The sequence below is a fragment of the Pseudoalteromonas sp. A25 genome (assembly GCF_009176705.1).
Classification (GTDB): domain Bacteria; phylum Pseudomonadota; class Gammaproteobacteria; order Enterobacterales; family Alteromonadaceae; genus Pseudoalteromonas.
This window is the reverse complement of the sequence record NZ_AP021846.1, coordinates 889041-910144: the sequence shown is the minus strand read 5'-3', so window position 1 is coordinate 910144 and position 21104 is coordinate 889041. Positions and strand designations below refer to the sequence as shown.

Genomic DNA, 21104 nt, shown 5'->3' with positions numbered 1-21104 from the left:
AAAAATTATCAAAAACTTGGTTCACCCTATGTTAAACAGAATTGTTTTGCCAACACTGCTTGTCCTGTGCTCACAGTTCGCTGTGGCCGAAACAGAATTGGATAATGAACAAAGCTCTGCAGTAGCTTCTCAGTCTAATGAACAATCAGAGAACACCGGTTATATTATTGATAACCTGTTCATTTACATGCATGCAGGACCCGGCAAAAATTACCGAATTCTCGGCTCTGTTGATGCAGGTACCCCAATTTCTATCATCTCAGAAATACAAGAAGACTTTATTCAAATTATTGATGATAAAGGACGAGAAGCTTGGGTTGAAGCCAAGTTTGTCACCACCCAGCCGGGACTGAATCAACAGCTCCAGCAAGTCAGTGAAGCACTGCAAAGCAGTCAAACTGAAATAGACTCAATGCGTAGTGAATTACCCACGCTCCAGCAAGCAAATAACGACTTACGTGCTGAGAACCAAAGCCTGCAACAGACTATTACAGAACTACAAACGAGTCTAAACGAGCAACAGCAGGCAAGTGCAGCTAAAAAACAAAAAGAGCAACATTTAATGCTTACTTATGGCGGTGGCGTGGCTTTAAGTGGCTTATTGTTTGGCGTGATACTAACCTTGCTACTATCTCGTCGCAAACGTTATGATGGTTGGTAAGTACCAAGTAAAAAGGGCCACAATTGCGGCCTTTTTTATAAATTTAATACTTCAACACCCATGTCTGATTTAATATGCTCTATCACCATATAGGTATGATTCGTTCCTACACCGGGTATCTCTACCACCTGCCCCAATACTTCTCTGTACTGTCGCATATCTTGCACACGAATCTTCAACAAATAGTCAAACCCACCCGCCACCATATCGCATGAAACCACATTAGGTAATGCCAGAATGTGTTTTTTGAACGTCTCAAACACCGATTCTGTTGAGCTTTTAAGGGTGATTTCAATATGTGCAACTAGATGTTGACCTAACTTCATCGGATTTAAACGTGCAGTATACCCCTCAATATAACCCTCAGACTCCAGCTTTTTTACTCTATCGAGGCATGGACTTGGGCTTAAGTTGACGGCTTTTGCTAAGTTTACATTCGAAATTCGGCCATTTTTCTGTAATACATCTAAAATAGCTAAATCAATGCGATCAAGTACACGAGTTTTAATTGAAGTAGTCATTCAGCATTTTATTCTGTGAGAGTTCATAATCTCCCGCTAATTTACCGTAATCGGAAAAAATAAGACAGCATATACTGCTGTATTTTGGATAGAATGCTCCCGAAAATTGATATTAAACCGAATGCGTAGTGATGCTATTTTAAACACTCAAATCATTATGATATGGTGGTTAAACACACTGCATTTAATTTGTCGTAATTGAAAGAAGGCCTTATGCCTCCTACACGAATACCAAGGGTGTAGGCGATAATTACATGTATTTTTGACTCTACTCTTATTGAGGGTTGCTTATGCTTTATAACGGCGATTTGACAACTAACTGTCCTATCCGACAAAAAATCCGTGACTTCTACCGCATTGATGAAAATGAAGTTATCGATCATATTTTGCCGCTTGCTGAAGTTGGCGTTACGGCTAGAAGCCGAGCATGGGAACGTGCACGTCAATTGGTTTTAAATATTCGTAAAGACCAAGATGGCCAAAATGGTGTTGACGCCCTATTAAACGAATTTTCGCTTTCGACAGAAGAAGGCGTTGTACTGATGTGTTTAGCTGAAGCATTATTACGCGTTCCAGATAAAGAAACACAAGATAACCTTATCCGTGACAAATTAGCGAATGGTGACTGGAGTTCTCACTTGGGCAGCAGCGACTCTTTATTCGTCAATGCATCAAGCTGGGGTCTATTAGTAACCGGCAAAATGGTTAACTACACAGATAAAAATAAAGAGCAGCAATTTGGTGTTCTGAAAAAGACCATCGGTCGCTTAGGTGAACCTGTGATCCGTAAATCTGTGAACTTTGCAATGAAGATCATGGGTAAGCAGTTCGTAATGGGTCAAAATATTGATGAAGCCATCGAGCGCGCCGCTGAGAAAGAGAAAAAAGGTTACGTTTACTCGTACGATATGCTAGGTGAAGGTGCCCGCACCATGGCCGATGCAGAACGCTATTTCAATAGCTACATGACTGCAATCCATGCAATTGGTAAAGCGGCTAATGGTCGTGGTCCAATCAAAAGCCCTGGTATATCAGTAAAGTTATCAGCTATTCACCCTCGTTATGAATTTAGCCACCGCGACCGCGTGATGGAAGAGATCGTTCCAAAGCTAAAAGAGTTAGCGTTGGTTGCAAAAAAATACGACATTGGTTTTACAGTAGACGCTGAAGAAGCTGACCGCTTAGATATCTCGCTAGATATCATTGAAGCCGTGTTCTCAGATGATGACCTAGGCGATTGGCAAGGCTTTGGTTTAGCCGTTCAAGCTTACCAAAAGCGCGCTATTTTTGTGGTCGAGTGGCTATCAGAGCTAGCTCGACGCGTTGGACGCAAGTTGATGGTTCGCCTTGTTAAAGGTGCTTACTGGGATACCGAAATTAAAACCACACAACAAGATGGTTTAAATCACTTCCCTGTATTTACACGTAAGGCAACTACAGACGTATCTTACAAGGCATGTGCGATTAAATTGTTAGAGGCACGTGATGTACTCTTCCCACAATTTGCAACACACAATGCCTACACAGCAGCAACTATTCTGGAAGTAGCCAAAGGTGACAACCAAGGTTTTGAATTCCAACGCCTACATGGAATGGGTGAGTCGCTATTCGACCAAATAGTTGAAAAAGAAAAGATCCAATGCCGTGTTTATGCTCCGGTTGGTCAACATGAAGACTTACTTGCATATCTTGTGCGTCGTCTATTAGAAAACGGCGCAAACTCATCGTTTGTAAACGCCATTGTAGATACGACAAAGCCTGTAGAGTCACTGTTACCAGATCCAGTTGAAACGCTACAAGGTTTACGTAACAAGTTTAATAAACAAATTAAGTTACCAATTGAGCTTTACGGTGATGAGCGTCCTAACTCAAAGGGAATGGATCTCACTGACATCAACGCACTCACCCCGTTTAAAGAAAACCTAGATAACTGGTTTAACGAACACTTAATTGATGAAAGCCAAGTGAAAGAAGGTCACCTGGCGGTGCGTAACCCTGCAAACCATAAAGAGGTTGTCGGTCAGGTTCGTGTTCACCAAAGTGACGAAATGCAGTCTATGCTAGAAAATGCCGATAAGGCATTTGAGAGTTGGTCACAAACTCCTGTGAAAGAGCGTGCTGACTTACTTCGCCGCGTTGGTGACATTCTAGAGCGTCACCACGACGAACTTGTTGCTATTTGTATCAAAGAAGCGGGTAAGGTTACTCAAGACAGTATTGATGAAGTACGCGAAGCCGTTGACTTTTGTCGTTACTACGCGGCCCGAGCTGAGGAACTTGCGCAAGATGAGCGCTTTGAAGCACGCGGCGTTATTTTGTGTATCAGCCCTTGGAACTTCCCACTTGCAATTTTCTTGGGTCAAGTTGCTGCAGCAATCGTTACCGGTAACACCGTAATAGCCAAGCCTGCAGAACAAACAAGCTATATCGCACTGCGTTGTATTGAGCTCATGCACACTGTTGGTTTACCTGAGCATGTGGTTCAGCCAGTCATCGCTAGAGGCAGTGAAGTTGGCAAACACATAGTGCCAGATGAGCGTATATCAGCTGTAATGTTCACAGGTTCAACAGAAACAGGTACTTTGATTTCTCAAATTCTTGCAGAGCGTAACGACATTCAAGTACCTTTGATTGCCGAAACAGGTGGCCAAAACTGTATGATCGTTGACTCAACAGCACTTCCGGAGCAAGTAGTAGACGATGTTATTTCATCAGGTTTCCAAAGTGCCGGTCAACGTTGTTCAGCGCTTCGCGTATTGTTCTTACAAGACGATGTTGCTGATGGCATCATCACGATGCTAAAAGGTGCGCTGCAAGAGTTACATGTTGGCGACCCTTCGTTATTGTCTACAGATGTAGGCCCAGTGATTGATGAAAAAGCACTGAACACGCTCACTGCGCATGTTGAGTACTTAAAGAGTAATGGTAAATTACTGTTTGAATCTAAGATCCCAGATAATAACGAAAATGGCGCTTACTTCTTTGCACCACGTTTATATGAAATTGCAGATTTATCTGTACTTAAACGTGAAGTATTTGGTCCTATCGTGCATGTTGTCCGTTACAAAGCGGAAGACTTAGACAAAGTGATCGATCAAATTAACGGCACAGGCTATGGCCTAACCATGGGTGTTCATTCACGTATTGAGGAGCGCTGCCAATACCTAGCGAAAATGTCGCGTGCTGGTAACGTGTATGTAAATCGTAACATGATTGGTGCAATTGTTGGTGTGCAACCATTTGGTGGTCGTGGTTTATCAGGTACGGGTCCAAAAGCAGGTGGTCCAAATTACTTGTACCGTTTGGTAAAAGAAAAAGCCTCTCCAGAGAACGTACAAATGACCAACTTGACTGCTGATCAGTTAGAAACGCACGATTTTCCGGGCGCTGCTGAGCAAGTTGATCAACTTATGCGTAACTCTATGCGCGATGAGAAGATCTGGCGTAATACACCACTCAATGACCGTGTTTCTTCTGTCCGTCAGCTACTCGCGAAAGTTGCAACCGTTGAGATCATTGATGACCTCGCTGATGACTTAGCGAAAACACTGGCCGATGCCCGCGCACAATTAAATCGCCTTGAAAAGCGTATGCGCTCTTACACCACACTACCGGGTCCAACGGGTGAGTCTAATACCTTACACCTTGAGCCTCGTGGCTGTGTTGTATGCTATGCCGATAAGAGTACCTCATTTAACTTCTGGGCAATTTCTATTATCACAGCGCTTGCTGCTGGTAATACTGTCATTACAGTAGCATCTGAGTTGTTCTATGAAGAAGCGCAAGCTTTTAGAGATAAGTTTATCTCGACCGGAATTGCCGAAGGTGTATTCCAAGTAGCTAAGCCAAACCAACTACAAGCAATCTTGGCGCATCCTCACCTATCAGGTGCAGTTGTTGCCGCTCGCTCATCAAGGCTTGGCTACTTTAGTCAACAGCTTGCCGCACGCTCTGGTGCTATCTTGCCAGTAATAAGCGCAGAATACTACGACACGCTGATCAACCGCCTGATCACAGAGAAAACGATTAGTATTGATACCACTGCATCTGGTGGTAATACATCGCTAATGACTCTTGTGGAAGATGAAGAGTAAATAGGTAAAATAACGTTTTGAAAAGCCAGCTTTTGCTGGCTTTTTTATTGCGTAGTACTATGAAATCTTAGAATTTGTGCCTGTTCTGATTCATTTTAAGTGATCCTTTGCTAACCTTTATAGTAACAATGTGAATTTAGGTATATAGAGTGAAGACAATTGACATCAGTGAGCTAAAACCAGGAATGTTTGTGGTTGGTGTGACAAAACAAACGGGTCATGTCAAAGTGAAAAACCAAGGCTGGGTGAAAACTCAAGGAGGCATTGATAACCTAATAAAAGCGGGTGTGATGGCGGTAGAAATTGATCCAGACAAAACGCTGCAACCAACCACAAGTACACCTAGCAATGCTGATAAGCAGCAAGAAAAAAACACTTCAAATATCAAAGTAGACGCAAAAGCAACAACGGCACAAAAAAAACACGACCCATTTCATAAATCAGCTTCTATTGAAAGCGAGCTCGATAAAGCGAATCTACTTTACCAACAAGCCAAAGAGCTACAACAAAAAACCTTTGATGATTTAAAGAACGGCAAACAGCTGGATCTGACCCCTTTTCAAGAGACCGCCAGTGGTTTGATCGACTCAATATTTAGAAATCAAGATGCCTTGGCTTGCATCGCACAAATCAAAGACAAGGATGCTTACTTGCTCGAGCACTCTGTTAACGTCGCTATTCTAATGGGCATTTTTGCCAAACATTTGTCTTTAGAAAGAGAGATCATAGAACAAGTTACCACTGGGGCATTACTGCATGACATTGGCAAGATTCATATCCCCGACGACATTCTCAACAAGCCAGGTGCACTCAGTGATGAAGAATATGACATTATGAAACAGCATGCACGTTACAGTTATGAAGTGGTCAAAAATGCCAACTTAGGTGACATAGCCACTGAAATAGCGGGTTTTCATCATGAACGCTTAGATGGCAGCGGCTACCCCTATGGGAAAAAGAGCGACGAGTTATCACAATATGTACGCATGGCTGCTATTGTCGACAGCTATGATGCCATTACAGCTGACAGAGTGTATAAAAGTAGTAAAACGCCTGTCGTAGCCTTTAAAATATTACGAGAGCATGCGCCACATCAATATGACAGCATTTTGCTCAATGCCTTTATTCACTGTATCGGAGTTTATCCTGTAGGGACTTTAGTGAAGCTAAAAAGTCAGCGGGTCGGCGTTATTAGCCAGAGTAATCCGCAAACGCCGCTGCAACCTGTAGTGAAAATATTTTACCACGCCAAACATATGCACTATAGCGAAGTGAAAGACATCGACTTATCAAGCAAACGAGCCAATGATGAAATTGAAGCGGCGATAAAGCCTGAAGAGTTTAATCTCAACTTATTAAAGTTCTTCAAACACTCTATGCTGCCATAATATTATGGCAGCCAATCTTGCATCGCTTTCATACTAAACTCATAACCATCATAGTTAAATAGTGCTTGTTCCGGTGTGATCTCAACAAGTTGTAATGCACCAATGCTATCCCCCTCATAGAGTTCGCGATTATTTAGCTTTATCCAACGCTTGTCGGCGTCTGTGGCATAGATATGAGCTTGATAACGCAGAGGTGGTAAACTGTTTTGCAGCGCATTAGGTAATAGTTCAATCGGTGTAGCACGAGCTGAATCTCGGCTACTCGCTGTAACATGGTGAGTAGGTTGCGTTTCAGTTTGCGCAACGGCTTGTGCAAAGGCTTCTTTGAGCTCATCAGAGACGCCAGCAAGTGCCGAATCTTCTTGCTCTTTATCGTCTTTAGCAGGCTTGGCTAAAGGTTTACCAAGCACGCGATATTGACTTAAGTCTTCCTGCGGCATTTGTTGACTATTTTGAGGTTGTACAAATGGTTGCGACATTGGCTGTTGCTGTGTTTGCACCACATTCATCACCTGCCCATTTGCTACTGGTACCAATTGCTGTCGGTATAAAGCTTGTCCGTTAGCATCAAAGCCAACTTGTACTGACATCCATTGGTATTGCATCCCATTCATCATATTGTTAGAAAGCTGTGGCTGTTGAGCTACCGTATTAACAGGCACTGCGGATAGTTGCATTGCCGCTTGCTGCTGCGGTTTTGCCGTTGACAAGTTTGTCTTGTTAACCTGCTCTACTACAGCATTGTCATTTTCTTTTACTAACTCAGCGGTTTGTTGAACTGTTTGCTGTTGTTTAGTTTTTATAGGTTGGGTCATGGATGCTTGTAGATAGTTACCAGTCACAAAACCGGCAAAAGTGAACCCTCCAATTAAAACCACGCTTGCTAACCCTAGCGTCGCAAGCCGATACAGCTTGAGTTGTTTTTGGTGTTGATAAGCCAAGTGATCTTGCTCACTGTGAGCAGACTGCTGCGCTTGTTTCAATGCATTAACTAAATACGACATAACTCACCACTAAAAAACAAATGAAAGTGCAAAGCCAAAAATAAAACTGGCAAATGCTGCTGATGAAACCCACCACACGTTAGACTTTTTTGCTCCTGATTGCTTAGGAACCAAATTCAATGGCAGTGCCTCTTTAGCTGCTTGCACTACAATTTTTTTATCAATACTCTGTTGTTGCGCAGAGTAAGCACCTAGCAAACTACGATCTGCCAATAAGTTTAATAACCTAGGGATACCTGCTGTAACTTTGTGCATATAAGCAATCGCATCGTGGTTAAACAACATGCTATCGCAGCCAGCTTTTTGCAGTCTATGCTGAATATACGCATAAACTTGAGACTCTGTTAATGGCAACAAGTGATAGCGTGCGGTTATTCGCTGAGCAAGTTGGCGTAATTCATTTCGCTGTAATAAGTGCTGTAACTCAGGCTGACCGACTAATACAATTTGCAACAACTTCTTGTGATCAGTTTCTAAATTAGTTAAAAGGCGAAGTTGCTCGAGGACTTCTGCCGCCAAGTGCTGAGCCTCATCAATGATCAACATGGTATGCCCACCCGCCGCATGGTTCTCGAGCAAACGTGCTTTTATCAAATCTGTTAACACTTTCAAACTGGCCTGCTCACTCGGATAAGCAATTTTTAATTCATCACAAATGCTCGCAAGTAATTCAACCTCAGACAATGCAGGGTTCAAAATAAACGCAACCTGCGTAGACTCTGGCAACTGAGCTAACATACTGCGAGTCACAGTCGTTTTCCCAGTCCCCACTTCTCCTGTTAACAATACAAAGCCGCCAGCATCACCAAGTCCATAAGTTAAATGGGCTAAAGCCTCTTTATGTCTGTCACTTAAAAATAAATACTCAGGGTTGGGAGCAATAGAAAACGGTTTTTCGCTCAGTCCAAAATAGCGTAAATACACGATACGTCTCTTTATTGTTATGATGGTGCCTATAATGGCAAAAAAACTCGATAAGTTAAAACCTTGTTTCTAATTTTGCGTAAATTGTTTTGTTGAGGATGTTATGCAAGTGTACTTAGTTGGCGGCGCAGTCAGAGATGAACTGCTAAATCGCCCTGTTATTGACAAAGACTATGTGGTCGTAGGTGCCACCATTGAACAAATGCTTTCACTGGGCTACACGCAAGTTGGCAAAGATTTTCCGGTATTTTTGCACCCAACAAGCAAAGCTGAGTATGCACTCGCCAGAACAGAGCGCAAACAAGGCCAAGGTTATGGCGGTTTTATTTGTGACTTTTCACCGGATATTTCTTTAGAGCAAGATTTATATCGTCGAGACCTTACAATTAACGCCATCGCCAAAAACGAACAAGGTGAGCTCATTGACCCATTCAATGGCCAACAAGACATAAAAAACAGACTACTTCGTCATGTTAGCCCAGCTTTTAGCGAAGATCCTCTGCGGATATTACGTGTTGCTCGTTTTGCAGCTCGTTACCATTACCTCGGTTTTACTATTGCACCTGAAACGCTAAAGTTAATGAGCGAAATGGTACAAAAAGGAGAACTATTTACCTTAACCAAAGAACGCATTTGGATGGAAGTTGAAAAAAGCTTGGCGGATGGCTGTATCGCCACATTTAGTGATGTATTAAAAAGTATCGGGGCACTAGAACGGGTATTTCCTATGTTTAAAAAGTGGCATGGCTCACTAAGTACCTCACTTAATGACAAAGTTAGTCAGCTGTCTAAAGATAACTATAACTTTAAACTGATCCAGTTTTGTTTATGGTTAGCACCGTGCCAATTGGAAGACTTACACAACATCGAGCAAACGCTAAAAGTTCCCAATAAATACGCATTGTGCGCTAGAGATTTTTGCCAATATCGCGCTCTATTTGACGCTCAACCACTCAGTGCCACTGTCATCTTAAAACTGTTTAATGCCCTTGATATTTGGCGCAGGCCAGAGCGTTTTGAGATATTTTGTGACGCCATACAAGCAGACAAACCAAATGATTTAGAAGCGGTTAACACGCTCAAAAAAGCGGCACAAAATGCCATCGCTGTTGATGTACAAAGCATTATCGCGCAAGGCTACAAAGGGGCGCAAATTAAAGAACAGCTAGGTCAGGCTCGTCAACAAGCAATACAGGCGCAGCTTTAGTGTCGGTAAAAAGTATGTTTGTAAGACCACAAGCATACTTTTCACTAACCAATAAAAAGCCTTCTTTAGCGCAAGGTCAGTGCCACATTAGTGCGATTCTGCGTCACTTTTATCGCCAACTGCTCAAAGTTAGGAGGCCCCATAAGGCGCGGATCATTACTAAAACCATAAGGCTCATTTGGGATACCAATGAAATTTCTTCCCAACTTACCATTACTATCAACATCATGATAAACCATAAAACCATACTCTCCGTCGGGAACATCCGGCAAAACAACAGAGACACTGCGAGCAGTTGCTGGGATGGTCATAGTGCGCCAAGCTTGGTACCTTTTCAAGCTTTGTGCTGAGTTATACACAGCAACATTGACTGCTCCTTTTATCTCATTTATTCCTGAAACTGTGACGGTAAGATCTTTTGCTGCCACATGACCGACATTCAATATTGCCACACAGATCAATAACTTTGTTACATTACCTAACGCTTTCATAATTGCTCACCTCTCTTGTTGGATTAATAACAATCATACGAAAAGCATTTACACATTCCCTGTGTGAAATGTCATAAGCAGCAATGACAAATGTCATCATAGGTAACATATTGAGATAAAAGCGGTAAGACGAGAGGCAAGCCATTAAATTGAGCAACACAGCCTGAGCTTGAATGAAACCATGTGCGGAAAACAGAGCACCGAGTGGCTACTGGTGCCCTGTATGAACAACTACCAAAGTAAAAAAGCGAACAATCCAGCGCCGAGTAATAATCGGTATACGACAAATGGGAACATTCCCATTCTCTCAATAACTTTTAAGAAAAAGTGAATACACACATAGGCTGCCAAAAAAGACAAAACGGCACCCAACAAAATTGCATTCCAATTTATCACTTCGTCACTGCTAGATAATTTATAAATGTAGTAAGAACCTGCCGCTGCAATGACCGGGATCGACATCAAAAACGAAAAGCGTGCAGCACTTTGTTTGTTCAACCCCAACAACAAGCCAACTGTCATCGTGATCCCAGAACGAGATGTACCCGGAAAAACCATCGCTACAACTTGAGATAAACCAATCAACAAAGCACTTAGCCAGTTGATTTGGTATATTGTTTTCATTTGCTTGGCCTTCGCGTCTGCATACCAAAGCAATACACCAAATACCACCGTTGTTGTTGCTATGATCCAAGCATTTCGGGAATAGACTTCAACATAATCTTTGACCAAATAACCTATCACCAACGATGGCAACGTCGCGATAATTATCCACCAGCCAAGTTGGCTGTCATCGGTTTTGCCTTGTTGGCCAAAAGACTTAAACCACGCTCCCAAAATATCACCCACTTCTTTACGAAAATAGATAACAACCGCAAGTAAAGTACCAACATGCACTGCCACATCAAATGCCGTGCCTTGATCAACCCACCCTAGTATTTGAGACGGTAAAATTAAATGTGCAGAGCTAGAAATAGGCAAAAACTCAGTTAACCCTTGTACCAAGGCTAAAACAATGATTTCAATAATACTCATGATAAAAAGAACTCCACTTTCCATAGTTTTTGTTGCGGATTATTATAAGCGCTCCAAATACTCGATATGCTTCGATTACACACAGGATGAATATGATCAGGTGCAATCTCGTACAAAGGTAATAGTACAAAGGCATTTTTCGTAATTTCATCACGTGGTAACTGAGCGGGTTGTTCACAGATAACATCGTCATAAAATAATAAATCTAAATCTAACGTCCGTGGGCTAAATTTTTTATCGTTACGAGTTCGACCATTTTCAAGCTCTATTTGCTTTAACAAACGACATACTTCTGACAATGACAGGTCTGTTGTTGCACCTAGCACTGAGTTATAAAAATTGTTACCGTCAAACCCGACAGCTTCACTTTCGTAGATATTTGAATGCTGATAATTAGGGAAATACTTGATAAGCGCGTTAAAACCGGCTCGCAAATTGTGTTCACGATTAACATTCGAGCCAAGGCTAATGAATATTTTTGCCATAATTAACGCTTCGCTCTGGTGATCTCAACACCTACTGTTTGCGCCTCTCTAACCGCAGCAGGTTTACTGACTCTAATAGTGACTTGCTCAACATTAAACTCTCCAAGTATCAACGCTGCAAGCTGTTCTAATAATGTTTCTAATAGCTCAACAGGTTTGGCTGTGGTGTGCGCAATAACACGCTCACTCACTTTCGCATAATCAACTGCTAGGTTAATATCGTCAGTCTGTGCTGCAGCCGAAATATCGGTCAACATATCAATGTCAAAGTATAAGCTTTGTTTACTTTCCTTTTCAAAGTCGTAAACTCCTATTATAGTTTCGACGTGTAGTTGTGATATATAAACCTTATCCATTGATACTCCACTAGTTACTTAACACAGCTCGCTTGACAGGCGGTTGAGTAACCGACCGTCGGCATTGAAGCGCCGATCATAGCCGAAAACGCCACAAGACAAAATAAGGAAACACGTGTTAGTTAGTTTAATCTGTCTCTGCGCATACTTAGTTGGCTCAATCTCCTCTGCAGTTTTAGTCTGTAGAGTGTTTGCTTTACCCGATCCCCGCTTCTCTGGCTCTCAAAACCCGGGAGCTACTAATGTACTGCGTTTAGGTGGAAAACTACCCGCTATATTGGTTTTAGTGTTTGATATACTCAAAGGCACCATCCCTGTTTGGGGTGCATATTTTCTGCAAATTGAGCCAATCTGGCTAGGTGCAGTGGCCGTAGCAGCATGCTTAGGACACATCTACCCTATTTTCTTCCATTTTAATGGCGGTAAAGCGGTTGCAACAGCATTTGGGGCGTTGTTACCTATTGGTTTGTCGTTAGGAGGGTTATTGATCAGCACCTGGTTGCTCGTACTTTGGCTTACTCGCTATTCATCACTTGCCGCAATTACGGCGGTGAGTCTCGCACCGTTATATACTTGGTGGATTAAACCTATCTATACGCTACCAGTGAGCTTTTTGACTGTGCTAATAATTTTCAGGCATCGAGAAAATATTAAAAGGCTCCTCAAAGGTAAAGAGCCTAAGGTAGGGAATAAAAACCGCTAGATTGGCTTTAGGCTATCCAGTGGCCAGCGTGGCTGCGTCTTCATATCAAGAGGAGCGTATTGTTGCGCTTTTAAACGCTGCATACCCGCAAAAGCAATCATAGCACCGTTATCTGTACAAAACTCAGTGCGAGGATAATATACTTTGCCCTGCATACCTTGCATTACCCGCTCCAATTTGGCTCGCAACTCAGTATTAGCACTCACGCCGCCAGCAATTACTAAACGTTTTATTTTGGTTTGTTTTAGCGCACGTTTACACTTAATTGCTAAAGTATCAATAACCGCAGTTTGAAACGCGTGTGCAATATCCGCTTTAGTTTGCGGGTCATCTCCCGCTGCGCGTATGGTATTTGCTGCTGCCGTTTTTAAGCCACTAAAGCTAAAATCTAAACCCGGTCTGTCGGTCATAGGTCTTGGAAAAACAAAGCGTTCAGCAACACCTTGTTGCGCCATTTTAGCAAGTAACGGACCACCTGGGTAATCTAAACCCAGCAATTTAGCTGTTTTATCAAACGCTTCTCCGGCAGCGTCATCTACAGATTCACCCAATACTTCATACTGACCTATTCCTTCTACTTTAACCATCATGGTATGACCACCCGATACGAGCAGCGCGACAAAAGGAAAGTCTGGACGGTCTTCTTCAAGCATCGGCGCTAGCAAATGCCCTTCCATATGATGAACTGCTACAGCTGGAATATTCCAACCAAAAGCCAATGAACGTCCAATTGATGTTCCTACCAGCAAAGCACCAACAAGCCCAGGTCCTGCCGTATAAGCAACACCATCTAATGACTCTGGACCACATCCTGCTTGCTCAAATGCAGCTTCAATTAAAGGTATAGTTTTGCGCACATGGTCACGAGATGCTAACTCTGGCACAACTCCACCGTAATCAGCATGCACTTTAACTTGACTATATAGCTGATGAGCTAGCAGGCCTTGCTCATCGTCATAAATAGCGATACCGGTTTCGTCACACGATGATTCTATGCCTAAAATTCGCACGCACTCACTCCCAAAATAGGTGATTCAAAAGGCGGGTATTTTACCTTTAGAGGCTTTTAATGGGCAAGTAAAAGCCCCACTATCAAGTTAAATAGCTAAGCCTATATTCGTTTGGCCATCAGCCAAAGCTTGTTGCTTCAATGCTTTTACGTTATCAGCTTCAATACGACCCATGTTTTGCACAAAGTCGATAAGTTCTGATAGAACTTCAATTTCATACTGCATCAGAGGATGCTCACGAACTGACTTATTATCAGGTTCTATTTCTTCATTCTCTAGTAAAAACTCAACATAACGTGCAACTGTTGCTTGAGATATTTTTGCAATGCTGACAAATTCCTGCTCATCTTTTGTCATTAAGCCGTTCATCAGCCCCAATAATGCTGTCGCAGCATCAATAGCAGGGTATGTACCAAACATATCAAATTGCGCTAACTCTGGTACGTTTGGCTCAACTTTTTCAATTTGTTTCTCAAAGCTAATTTTACTTTTTGGGAGCAGGATTTTTTCCCAACATACATTTAATGCATTACGAAGCACAGATTCATCGCCAAACTGCGTTGCTTCACTAAACAATCCGTAATTGGGCAACATTCTTTCAAGAATTGCAGCGGCCAGAACAGCTTGTTGTAAATAATTAAGCTCTCTAATCCTCTGAAAGTTATTCGCTTTTGTCATTATGTTTTCCACATTGCCAGCAATATTGAAAAGCTGGTCCATTAATTTCTGTACAATTGTTACAACGCCAGTCTGAGCTAGGTTGCTTTTTCGCGTAGTCTACCAATATTTTTTGTGCTGCGCGCTCTTTTATCTCGTAAACAAGTAAACTCAATCTAGCTTGCTCTGCTGGGATCTCACCAATTCCGCCAGCTAACGGCTCACCACTAATGCGAGTTTCGATATGTGCCTGTGATAACAAGCCTTGCACAATATGTGCTTCTAGCAAGTTTTCTGTGGTAAATACACATCGCCACTTAAAGCTATTATCTGTCATAATAAGTTTGTTCCGCGATTATTTGAGAGGCAATAATGACACTGACCACTCCCGGGCTTTTATTTCCCGCTATTTCTTTACTTTTATTGGCCTATACCAATCGGTTCTTGGTTTTAGCTCAACTTATTCGTGAGCTAAATGCACGAGAAGGAGAAAGCATTCGCCCGCTCGTTCGAGCACAAATTCATAACCTTAGAAAGCGTATAAAATTAATACGGTTTATGCAGGTCTGGGGCGTCGTTGCATTTTTGCTCTGTACGCTATCTATGTTTGCCCTATTCATTGAACTTGCGTTAACTGGGGTTATTTTATTTGGCGCCAGTTTGTGCTGTTTAACCCTATCGTTAATTATCTCTTTATATGAAATCCATATCTCTTGCGATGCCATAGAAATAGAATTGCAAAATATTGAGAAAAAGCCAACTTCATGATTAAGCAGCCCTTCGCATTAATGACTATACTGACAAAGTTAACCGTCATTAAAGGGGCAGCGAGTGAGCAGTTTTCTTTTCTCTGATGAATCAATAGAAGAACCAAATAACCCTGAACTCAATTCTGAGTATTGGGATATTCTAATCGTTGATGATGAAGAAGATATCCATCAAGTCACCAAGTTAGTGTTGTCTGGCTTTGAATTTGAGAAGAAGCCACTGCGTTTTCATCATGCCTACTCCGCCAGACAAGCAAAAGAGATTCTTGAAAAGGAAGCGTTAATTTCTGTCGGTTTAGTTGATGTTGTTATGGAAACAAATCATGCCGGCCTTGACCTGATCAAATACATCCGCAATGACCTAGAAAATCATGATGTTCGTTTGATCTTAAGAACGGGCCAACCAGGAGAAGCGCCCGAAGAGTCAGTGATCAGAGATTATGATATCAATGATTATAAAAATAAAACCGAACTAACCGCCGTAAAGCTAAAAACATTGCTCTACTCTGCTTTGCGAGCCCACCGAGATATTCAAACTATTGAGCGACACAAAAGAGGCTTAGAGCAAATCATTAATGCTTCATCTTCATTTTTGCAATGCAATAGTGTCCGCGAATTTGCCTCTACTATATTAGAACACGTCTCAAATGTGATGGGGCTAAGCGATAACGACATTTATTGTGCCGCTGCAATTAATAATGCTAACGAATCGGGTGCGAAATTTAGATTACTGGCAGCATCAGGCCTAGGTGTAGAGCCCAAGTCATCCTCTATACCCGAACATGTAAAAACACTATTTATTGAATCTCATAACTTAAGAGCTTCACGCTCAACGGAAACAGAGTATGTAGGCTATTTCCCTTCTGCTGGTGAGGGAGAAACAATGCTCTATGTTGGTAAAGACTCAAAGATGAAAAGTACTGACCGACAGTTACTTGAGTTTTTTGCAAACAATATTGCACTTGCTTATGACAATATTAAATTACGAGAAACAGTCAAAGAGTCTCAAAAGGAACTATCGTATATTTTGGGGGAAGCGGTTGAACGCCGGTCAAAAGAAACTGGCTCTCATGTTAAACGCGTTGCGCATTACAGCATGTTATTGGCACAACTATATGGACTTTCAACTTACCGAGCTGAAATCATAAAGCTCGCTTCACCGTTACATGATATTGGAAAAATCAGTATTCCAGATAACATTTTAAATAAGCCGGGTAAGCTCACTGAAAGCGAATGGGAAGTTATGATGACTCATGCGCAAACTGGTTACGAAATCTTACAACATTCTTCTAACGAAATATTGCAATGTGGGGCTACAATAGCACATCAACACCATGAAAAGTGGGATGGTACGGGGTACCCTAGAGGCCTAAAAGGTGAGAAAATAGATATTGTTGGGCGGATCACAGCATTGGCTGATGTATTTGATGCGCTGGGTAGTGATAGATGTTACAAACCTGCTTGGCCTTTAGAAAAAGTACTGGCACTGATAGAATCCGAAAAAGGGAAACAATTTGACCCTAAACTCGTTGATTTATTTATAAACAACTTAAGCCAGTTTATCGCAATTAGAGATAGTTACCCCGACTAAAAATGTAAGCAGAATGTAAAATATTCACTTTCAATCTCCTGATACTTGTATTAGTATTAGGAAAACACATTAATGTTATGTGATAAGTAGAAATTAAAAGGAATTTCGAATGAGATTTGAACAACTAGAACAGTTTGTCGCCTTAGGCAATTTGCGTCATTTCAGACAAGCTGCGGAACAAACACAAATAAGCACTTCAGCATTAACTAGAAGCATTCAAACCCTGGAAGATGAAATAGGCTGTGAGCTTGTCAAACGCTCAACCCGTTCTGTCAGGCTCACAGAGCAGGGAGAAATGTTCTTAAGCTATTGTAAAACAACACTTTCAGAACTAGAACTTACTAAAAAGACCATAAAGCAGAGCTTATTTGGTAGGGATCAACAAAAGCTTGTCATAGGCTATACCAGCGAAGCTAGCTCTATTGTTCCTATGTCATGCGGGCAGTTTCTTGCTGATTACCCAAATATTAAAATTGAGATGCAACTGCAAGATGAGCATGAACTAACACGCAAATTACAACTTGGTGAAATAGACATCAGCGTCTATTTGCAAACGGCAAGCAATGTAATCAGTGATATTTATCTTCCTGATCAACTCATCTTGTTTGTAGCCAAACATCATCCACTTGCCAGCAGAGATTCGCTTCGCAAAGAAGAGCTATACGATTTCCCAATGTATGGTTGCTTTTCACAATCAAAGCAAGTTCAATCAATGCTTAACGAAGCGGTTGAGGGGCTGAACAAAAGTAGCAGTATGAAGATAGGTAATATTGACCAAGTGATGGATGGCCTAAAGCAATCTAACCACTTTGCAATAGCCAGTATCGAGCATGCAAATACCATCGCACAAGATCCGAATTTGGTTATTTTAAAAACCAACAAAGACATAAACCATGAACAGTTGGTTGTGCAAACCAATCATCATGTTAGTCGAGACAACCACATTAAGCACCTGCTTAGCTTGATAGAAACTTCAGCAAAAGCCAAAACCTGTGCTTCAAATGTATGATTGATGCAGTAAAGCATTTAAAAGAAGGCGGTAAACCGCCTTCTTTTATGAATTTTTTTATAAAATATAACTAAAAGCCACACCAATAAAAACAACCATCCCAACTCGGTTATTATTTAAAAATGACTGAAAACACCGCATTCTATCGCGACTATGTATCGATATTTGCAGCATAATTAGCAATATTGCAGCTGCTGCTAAACCTATGAAATAGGGCCATGACATTGTTTGGGTTATACCAACAAAAACCATAATTGCAACAAAAGCACTATTGAGCATTGCAATGAAGTGCCTGTCGTACTTACCAAATAAAATGGCTGTAGATTTAACCCCAATTTTGAGATCATCGTCTCTGTCTACCATTGCATACATAGTATCGTACGCGATGGTCCAAAATACATTGGCAATGAAGATTAACCACGCATAACCAGGCACAGTCTCGATACTGGCCATAAATGCCATTGGAATAGAAAAGCTATAAGCCATTCCCAGAACCACCTGAGGTAGGTGGGTATAACGTTTCATAAATGGGTATGACGCAGCCAACATCAGTGCAGCAATAGATAATAATACAGTTTGCCAGTTAAGCATTAGCACCAGAAAAAATGCAGCTACAATAAGCAAACAAAAGAGACTTAATGCTTCGCCAGGTTTTATTTCACCTATAGCTAAAGGACGTTGTGCAGTGCGCTTTACGCCACCGTCTATCTTTCTATCTGCAAAATCATTAATCACGCAACCCGCACTGCGCATGATAAAAACGCCGCAGCTAAAAATAACCAACAAATCAAGTGATGGCACGCCTGAATTAGCTAACCAAAGAGCCCAATAAGTAGGCCATAGTAGTAGTAGCGTACCTATGGGCCTATCCGTTCGCATCAGACGCTTGTAGGCAGGTATATGTTCTTTATGAAGCAAATTGAGTCGCATGTTTAACCTTAGGCAAAAATACTTCGCAAACCATTATATTGGCGTCTTGGTATGTAAACACTCTTCGGCGCGCAAACATACCTTGTTCGGGTAAGAGTAAATCTTTCAGTAATGGCACAAACCCTACCGGCTCATTGACTTGTGCCACTTCAAGCGCTGAGCGTTGCCAAGATTTATCTTGAAACAACACTTCGCCAAGCGGCTTATTTCCTAGTTGACGAACACCCAAATCAGAGGCTTGCGTACTAATCCAGCTTTGCGCATAAACCCTAGCCACATCGTCACACACCAACAGCACTTCTCGGCATTGCAATTGAGTGCAGTTGGGGCCGAGTAGCTTTTTATGTTCATCTGAAGCTGCAATCCATTGCTCTTGCAACACATCTACTCTGAAGTGTTTGCTGTGTTGTTTTAATCGTGATGTCAAAGACCCACTGTCTAAAATAATTGCTGCGTCTTCGCTGGGTAAATGGGAATACTCTGGTGCTGAATGCCACTCAAAGTCAATGGAAAAAGGTGCCATCAACAAAACTCTTCCTGCTCTTTAAAAATCTCCCGTATCATAGCATTACCCTAAGCTTCAAAAAAGTTTGCTGATCTTTTAATAAGATATGGATCACAAATGTGTAAAAGTATGTAATTTAAGTATACACTTAGCACAGTCAGCTTCGCTATTGAACCAATGGGATTTCAAATTGTTATGAATAAACCATACTACATACTTGCAGTTGTTGTACTCGTCGTTACTAGTTTTGGCGCACGCGCAAACTCCAATGTAGGCTACTTTGGTTTTGAGCCTGATATCATTACAAATTATATTGGCCAATCAAATAAAAAGCTTGGTTATGTTCGCGTTACCGTTGACTTAATGTTAAATGATGTTGGCAATATCAGTGTTGTAGAGCACCATACGCCTTTGCTCAGAGACGCCATCGTACAAATATTAAGCAAGGAGCCTGAAGAAACAATAAAATCTCTTACAGGGAGAGAAGAAATTAGGCTTAGGTGCGCTGATAAACTAAAGAGCCTGCTTAAAGAAGAAACTGGTGAAGAAATAATTCGAGATGTCCTATTTACTAAGTACTTGTATCATTGATTTGTTTATTCGGTTGTAACAGCGCAACCGATATCCCACTTAGAAGACCAAACAAATGCGCCCAGTTTGCCATACTTATAAAAAATAAGTCCGTAAAGCCAAATATCATCCATAGCAGCATAAAGCCTACAACGCCTTTGCTCACAATCGCTGGCTTTTCAGGCTGTTTAACACCATAAATCCATGCATAGCCAAGTAACGCGTATACCACACCACTGAGCCCGCCAAAGCGACTATCAACCATGATAAACTGTGCCCAGTTACTCACAATGGCACTCAAAATGAACAGCATATAAATGTAAATTGCTCCAGAGCGTTCTACGATTTGATTTCCTAAATGTAACCACCAACTTAGGTTAAATACCAAATGTAACGCCCCGAAATGCAAAAGTACTGGGGTAAGCCAGCTAATTGGATCATGTGCTTTAAACTGTAGATAACTAAAAATAGTATTTGGGTCAAACAAATAAAAGCTAATAAATACGCCTAGGCAGAGTATAAAAATAAGCTTTAAAAACCCATGCAGTGCCGAAAAGCGCTTAACTAAATTTAATTCATTAGCGCCGTAATTTAGTGGCGACTTTGCTTCACCACTGTGCCAAGAAGCGGCTAAATATTTGTCATGATGAGGGTTTTCTAAAAAGTCTTGCCAAAGCAAGTAAGCTTTAGATTCAAACTCACTGGGTACCCAAACCTCAACATGTATACCATCATCAGAGCGCAAACTTACTGGTACACCTTGTGTTTTAAAGTAGTCTGCCGCGCCTTGCACAGCTCGAGGATTGTTATAAGTACCCAGTAAAATCATTTGGCTACACTACCCGGTAATTCGCTTGCCCACTGTGTAAAGCCACCATCCATGCTATATACATCCTCGAAACCTTGTTCAATTAAGTAGTTTGCCGCACCTTGAGAACTGATCCCATGATAACAAACCACAATAATGGGCTGATCAAACTCTTTTTCCTGCATAAAGTGACCAATATTCGCGTTTGATAAATGCTCCGCACCTGGAATATGGCCTTGTGAAAAGCTGTTCTCATCACGGATATCCGCAATAACCACATCATCACGACCGAGTAACTCTTTGGTCTGAGCAACAGAAATGTGTTTCATTGACATAAAAATACGACTCTATAATGAAAAAGGCGACCTATGCCGCCTTTAAAAATTTA

The 21104-nt window shown here is 41.6% G+C and carries 23 protein-coding genes; 9 read left to right on the top strand and 14 right to left on the bottom strand.

The annotated features are described in order from the left end of the window. Nucleotides 1–28: 28 nt before the first annotated feature. The gene (locus tag GDK41_RS04105) at nt 29–661 is read left to right on the top strand and encodes a TIGR04211 family SH3 domain-containing protein (RefSeq protein WP_152085216.1); all 633 of its coding nucleotides are present in this window, start codon (nt 29–31) and stop codon (nt 659–661) included. Nucleotides 662–696: 35 nt separating this feature from the next. Here GDK41_RS04105 and GDK41_RS04100 read toward each other — a convergent pair whose 3' ends face one another. After that, the gene (locus GDK41_RS04100; protein WP_152085215.1) at nt 697–1182 is read right to left on the bottom strand and encodes a winged helix-turn-helix transcriptional regulator; all 486 of its coding nucleotides are present in this window, start codon (nt 1180–1182) and stop codon (nt 697–699) included. A 290-nt stretch (nt 1183–1472) separates the two neighbouring features. Between GDK41_RS04100 and putA the strand changes: the two genes are divergently transcribed. Both putA and GDK41_RS04090 read left to right on the top strand, forming a co-directional pair. After that, nucleotides 1473–5276 (top strand): bifunctional proline dehydrogenase/L-glutamate gamma-semialdehyde dehydrogenase PutA, encoded by a 3804-nt coding sequence (gene putA, locus GDK41_RS04095; protein WP_152085214.1) that lies wholly within the window; start codon nt 1473–1475, stop codon nt 5274–5276. Between the two features lie 149 nt (nt 5277–5425). Continuing rightward, nucleotides 5426–6664 carry an HD-GYP domain-containing protein gene (locus tag GDK41_RS04090; protein ID WP_152085213.1) on the top strand — a complete coding sequence of 413 codons (1239 nt, stop codon included), beginning with the start codon at nt 5426–5428 and terminating at the stop codon, nt 6662–6664. Between the two features lie 2 nt (nt 6665–6666). Here GDK41_RS04090 and GDK41_RS04085 read toward each other — a convergent pair whose 3' ends face one another. Together GDK41_RS04085 and GDK41_RS04080 are read right to left on the bottom strand one after the other, a co-directional pair. Next, nucleotides 6667–7668 carry a general secretion pathway protein GspB gene (locus GDK41_RS04085; protein ID WP_152085212.1) on the bottom strand — a complete coding sequence of 334 codons (1002 nt, stop codon included), beginning with the start codon at nt 7666–7668 and terminating at the stop codon, nt 6667–6669. 9 nt (nt 7669–7677) lie between these two features. Then, entirely contained in the window at nt 7678–8592 is a 915-nt protein-coding gene (locus tag GDK41_RS04080; protein WP_152085211.1) for an ExeA family protein, read from the bottom strand. Between the two features lie 103 nt (nt 8593–8695). On the opposite strand from GDK41_RS04080, the gene GDK41_RS04075 reads away from it, so the two are divergent. Next, nucleotides 8696–9799 carry a tRNA nucleotidyltransferase gene (locus GDK41_RS04075; RefSeq protein WP_152085210.1) on the top strand — a complete coding sequence of 368 codons (1104 nt, stop codon included), beginning with the start codon at nt 8696–8698 and terminating at the stop codon, nt 9797–9799. 65 nt (nt 9800–9864) lie between these two features. Here GDK41_RS04075 and GDK41_RS04070 read toward each other — a convergent pair whose 3' ends face one another. The 4 genes from GDK41_RS04070 to folB form a co-directional block, all read right to left on the bottom strand. Further along, nucleotides 9865–10290 (bottom strand): DUF2141 domain-containing protein, encoded by a 426-nt coding sequence (locus tag GDK41_RS04070; protein WP_152085209.1) that lies wholly within the window; start codon nt 10288–10290, stop codon nt 9865–9867. A gap of 231 nt (nt 10291–10521) precedes the next feature. Then, nucleotides 10522–11325: an undecaprenyl-diphosphate phosphatase gene (locus tag GDK41_RS04065; RefSeq protein WP_152085208.1), complete on the bottom strand. Its 804-nt coding sequence runs from the start codon at nt 11323–11325 to the stop codon at nt 10522–10524. Next, entirely contained in the window at nt 11322–11810 is a 489-nt protein-coding gene (folK, locus tag GDK41_RS04060; protein WP_152085207.1) for a 2-amino-4-hydroxy-6-hydroxymethyldihydropteridine diphosphokinase, read from the bottom strand. The genes GDK41_RS04065 and folK overlap by 4 nt, the downstream gene beginning before the upstream one ends. 2 nt (nt 11811–11812) lie before the next feature. Further along, complete coding sequence (folB, locus tag GDK41_RS04055; protein WP_152085206.1) at nt 11813–12166, bottom strand: dihydroneopterin aldolase; 354 nt, start codon at nt 12164–12166, stop codon at nt 11813–11815. 115 nt (nt 12167–12281) lie between these two features. Here folB and plsY point away from each other — a divergent pair, with 115 nt between their 5' ends. Continuing rightward, complete coding sequence (gene plsY / locus GDK41_RS04050) at nt 12282–12869, top strand: glycerol-3-phosphate 1-O-acyltransferase PlsY (protein ID WP_152085205.1); 588 nt, start codon at nt 12282–12284, stop codon at nt 12867–12869. On the opposite strand, the gene tsaD is transcribed toward plsY, so the two are convergent. The 3 genes from tsaD to GDK41_RS04035 form a co-directional block, all read right to left on the bottom strand. After that, on the bottom strand, nt 12866–13879 hold the full coding sequence (gene tsaD, locus GDK41_RS04045; RefSeq protein ID WP_152085204.1) for a tRNA (adenosine(37)-N6)-threonylcarbamoyltransferase complex transferase subunit TsaD: 1014 nt from the start codon (nt 13877–13879) through the stop codon (nt 12866–12868). The two genes, plsY and tsaD, sit on opposite strands and share 4 nt — an antisense overlap. A gap of 87 nt (nt 13880–13966) precedes the next feature. Next, complete coding sequence (locus tag GDK41_RS04040; RefSeq protein WP_152085203.1) at nt 13967–14557, bottom strand: YjaG family protein; 591 nt, start codon at nt 14555–14557, stop codon at nt 13967–13969. Beyond that, entirely contained in the window at nt 14541–14873 is a 333-nt protein-coding gene (locus GDK41_RS04035) for a putative signal transducing protein (RefSeq protein ID WP_152085202.1), read from the bottom strand. The genes GDK41_RS04040 and GDK41_RS04035 overlap by 17 nt, the downstream gene beginning before the upstream one ends. 35 nt (nt 14874–14908) lie before the next feature. Between GDK41_RS04035 and GDK41_RS04030 the strand changes: the two genes are divergently transcribed. The 3 genes from GDK41_RS04030 to GDK41_RS04020 all read left to right on the top strand — a co-directional run bounded on the left by GDK41_RS04030 (nt 14909) and on the right by GDK41_RS04020 (nt 17903). Then, on the top strand, nt 14909–15304 hold the full coding sequence (locus tag GDK41_RS04030) for a DUF2721 domain-containing protein (protein ID WP_152085201.1): 396 nt from the start codon (nt 14909–14911) through the stop codon (nt 15302–15304). A 63-nt stretch (nt 15305–15367) separates the two neighbouring features. Beyond that, nucleotides 15368–16894, top strand: a complete 1527-nt coding sequence (locus tag GDK41_RS04025) for a DUF3369 domain-containing protein (RefSeq protein ID WP_152085200.1) — start codon at nt 15368–15370, stop codon at nt 16892–16894. A gap of 109 nt (nt 16895–17003) precedes the next feature. Further along, entirely contained in the window at nt 17004–17903 is a 900-nt protein-coding gene (locus GDK41_RS04020) for a LysR family transcriptional regulator (protein ID WP_152085199.1), read from the top strand. 57 nt (nt 17904–17960) lie between these two features. Here the strand turns inward: GDK41_RS04020 and ubiA are convergent, their stop codons facing one another. Further along, entirely contained in the window at nt 17961–18833 is an 873-nt protein-coding gene (gene ubiA / locus GDK41_RS04015) for a 4-hydroxybenzoate octaprenyltransferase (protein ID WP_152085198.1), read from the bottom strand. Beyond that, complete coding sequence (locus GDK41_RS04010; protein WP_152085197.1) at nt 18811–19356, bottom strand: chorismate--pyruvate lyase family protein; 546 nt, start codon at nt 19354–19356, stop codon at nt 18811–18813. Before GDK41_RS04010 ends, ubiA begins: the two co-directional genes overlap by 23 nt. Before the next feature lie 177 nt (nt 19357–19533). Between GDK41_RS04010 and GDK41_RS04005 the strand changes: the two genes are divergently transcribed. Further along, complete coding sequence (locus GDK41_RS04005; protein ID WP_152085196.1) at nt 19534–19929, top strand: flagellar basal body-associated protein FliL; 396 nt, start codon at nt 19534–19536, stop codon at nt 19927–19929. On the opposite strand, the gene glpG is transcribed toward GDK41_RS04005, so the two are convergent. Both glpG and glpE read right to left on the bottom strand, forming a co-directional pair. Next, nucleotides 19910–20737, bottom strand: coding sequence for a rhomboid family intramembrane serine protease GlpG (glpG, locus tag GDK41_RS04000; protein ID WP_152085195.1), 828 nt, complete (start codon nt 20735–20737; stop codon nt 19910–19912). The genes GDK41_RS04005 and glpG overlap by 20 nt on opposite strands. Next, on the bottom strand, nt 20734–21051 hold the full coding sequence (glpE, locus tag GDK41_RS03995; RefSeq protein ID WP_152085194.1) for a thiosulfate sulfurtransferase GlpE: 318 nt from the start codon (nt 21049–21051) through the stop codon (nt 20734–20736). The genes glpG and glpE overlap by 4 nt, the downstream gene beginning before the upstream one ends. Nucleotides 21052–21104 lie beyond the last annotated feature (53 nt).